Here is a 2,939-nt window from a genome sequence, read left to right on the forward strand (position 1 = left end):
ATCGATGAAAAAGATCCTAAAAAGATAATTGAAATTTGCAAAGCGATAGCGCCTACATTCGGCGGTATAAATTTAGAGGATATCAAAGCTCCCGAGTGCTTCGAGATCGAGCGCGAGCTACAAAAAGCCGTCGATATCCCCGTCATGCACGACGATCAACATGGCACCGCTATGATTACGGGCGCAGGGCTAATCAATGCAGCCCTTATCAGCGGCAAAAAGATCGAGGATATGAAGATCGTCGTAAGCGGCTCGGGCGCTGCTGGCATAGCGTGTGCAAAGATGTATCGTAATTTAGGCGCCAAACATATCATAATGCTCGATTCCAAAGGGGTGATCCACAAGGGTCGCACCGATCTTACCGAGCAAAAGAAAGAATTTGCCCTAGACACCGCAGATCGCACGCTAGAGGACGCGATGAAGGGCGCGGATATGTTTTTGGGCCTTAGCAAGCCGGGCGTTTTAACCAAAGAGATGGTAAAGACTATGGCGCCGCATCCAATCATTTTTGCGCTTGCAAATCCGGTACCGGAAATTTATCCAAGCGAGGTCGAGGAAGTAAGAAACGACGCGATCGTAGGCACCGGCAGAAGCGACTTTGCAAATCAGATCAATAACGTTTTGGGCTTTCCGTATATCTTCCGTGGCGCGCTTGACGTAAGAGCCAAAAAGATTACGGAAAATATGAAAATTGCTGCCGCTCGTGCGATGGCGGATCTTGCTCGCGAAGAAGTTCCTGCAGAAATCCGCAAGATGCTGGGCAAAGATAGCTTGAAATTCGGCAAAGACTACGTTATCCCAAATCCTTTCGATCCGCGCGTATTTGCCGTGATCTCGACGGCGGTTGCAAAAGCTGCGGTAGATGACGGTGTCGCTCGCGTCAAAGAGTTCGACGCTGCGGCTTATAAAAAGAGCCTGGAAGCAAAAAAGATATGATCTCTCGCTCCAAATCGGGGCGAGATTAAATTTAAGAGACGCAGATGCAAAATTTAGCTTTACTTACCGATTTTTATCAGCTTAGCATGATGCAGGGCTATTTTTTTACAAAGCCCGATCAGACAGCGGTTTTTGACGTTTTTTATCGTAAAAACCCAAGCGGCGGCGGTTACGCGATATTTTGCGGCTTAAACGAGGTTGTGGATTATATCGAAAACTTAAAATTTAGCGACGACGACATCGCATATCTAAAAAGTCTAAATTTATTTAAGCCCGAATTTTTGGAATTTCTAAGAGGCTTTAAATTTAGAGGCGAAATTTACGCAATGGATGAGGGGCAGATCGTATTTCCGCACGAGCCGCTGATCCGCGTCAAGGCAAACATTATGGAAGCGCAGCTCATCGAGACAGCGATCCTAAATACGATAAATTTCCAAACTCTCATCGCTACGAAAAGCTCGCGTATAAACTTTAGCGCCAAAGGTGATTTGGTGATGGAGTTTGGCTTGCGCCGCGCTCAGGGGCGAAGTGCGGGCATCTACGGCGCAAAGGCTGCGATTATAGGCGGTTGCAGCGCCACGTCAAATGTGCTCGCCGCAAAGAAATTCGACGTGCCCGCGATCGGCACCCACTCGCACTCGTGGATTCAGAGCTTTGATAGCGAGCTGGAGGCGTTTCGCGCCTACGCTAAAATTTATCCGAACAGCACGCTTTTGCTCGTCGATACCTACGATACTCTCGCAAGCGGCGTGCCGAATGCGATCAAGGTTTTTGAGGAGCTGCGCGCAAGCGGTCATGAGCCGCTTGGAATCCGCATAGATTCGGGCGATCTGGAGTATTTGACTAAGCAGGCGCGTAAGATGCTCGACGCGGCGGGCTTTAAGAACGCAAAGATCACAGCGTCGAATGATCTGGACGAATACGCGATCGATCAGCTTAAGCTTTTCGACGCTAAAATCGATAGCTGGGGGATCGGCACGAGGCTTATTACGGGCGGAGATAGTTCAAGTCTAGGCGGCGTGTATAAGCTAAGCGGTATCGAAAAAGATGGCGAGATCGTGGCTAAGATCAAAATTTCAAACGATCCGCGCAAGATCAACAACCCCGGCTATAAGCAGGTCTTTAGGCTCTTCGACAAGGATAACGGCATGGCGCTTGCCGATCTGATTGCGTTTGATGAAGAGAGCATAGATGAGAGCGCGCCGCTTGAAATTTTCCACCCTCTTTACACCTATAAGCGTAAAATTTTAACGAATTTCAGCGCGCATAAGCTCTTGCGGCCCGTTTTCAGGGAGGGCAAATTCGTAGGCGCCCGCCGCACGGTAAGCGAAATCGCGCGTTTTAGCAAGGAGCAGAAGAGTAAATTTTGGCTCGAGCACCTTCGCAACGTCCATCCGCAGAGCTACAAAGTGGATCTCTCTCAAAAGCTTTGGGATATACGAAAATCACTCATCAACGAGTGTAACCTAAATTTAAAGGAGAAATATGTTTAAAGTTCTATCGTGCGCCGCTTTGGCGTTAGTTTTGCTAGGATGCGGCTCAAACCAGCTCCGCCAATCCCCGGATAGCGCTATGAATAAGCAAGCGCAGAGCGAAAAAACCATAACCAAAGAGAACGCAAAGACCTTCTATTTCGTCGATGAGCAGGGCAAAAAACTATCGCTTAGTTCAAACGACGATTTCAATACCGCCGTGCTAGAGGACGATAGCGGCAAAAGCTACAACCTCAAGCGCGAGCGAGCCGCAGACGGCATCTATATGGAGAACAAAGACGGAGTGAGCATCCACTTCAAAAAAGGTGAGGGCATAGTGGAGTTTAGCAAATACAAATCCATCCCGATCACCGAGGTCAAATAAACTTTAAAATTTTTGGTTAAATTCCGATTTAGCGCCGGAATTTAACCCTCTTTTCCTGCGCTAAATTCGGAGAAAGTTATGTTACTAGGCAAAATCGATTATCTAAATTTGCTCCCATTTCACGTATTTTTAAAATCCCTTCCGCT

Annotated in this window: 3 protein-coding genes; all 3 read left to right on the top strand. The window is 47.8% G+C overall.

The features are described from left to right. The coding region (locus tag Q0257_RS07080; RefSeq protein ID WP_298023334.1) for a malic enzyme-like NAD(P)-binding protein at positions 1–936 on the top strand (936 nt) is incomplete at its 5' end. 44 nt (positions 937–980) lie between these two features. Continuing rightward, positions 981–2,429: a nicotinate phosphoribosyltransferase gene (locus Q0257_RS07085; RefSeq protein WP_298023337.1), complete on the top strand. Its 1,449-nt coding sequence runs from the start codon at positions 981–983 to the stop codon at positions 2,427–2,429. Further along, complete coding sequence (locus tag Q0257_RS07090) at positions 2,422–2,793, top strand: hypothetical protein (protein ID WP_298023340.1); 372 nt, start codon at positions 2,422–2,424, stop codon at positions 2,791–2,793. Before Q0257_RS07085 ends, Q0257_RS07090 begins: the two co-directional genes overlap by 8 nt. Positions 2,794–2,939 lie beyond the last annotated feature (146 nt).

It is taken from the genome of uncultured Campylobacter sp. (assembly GCF_938018035.1).
Taxonomy (GTDB): domain Bacteria; phylum Campylobacterota; class Campylobacteria; order Campylobacterales; family Campylobacteraceae; genus Campylobacter_B.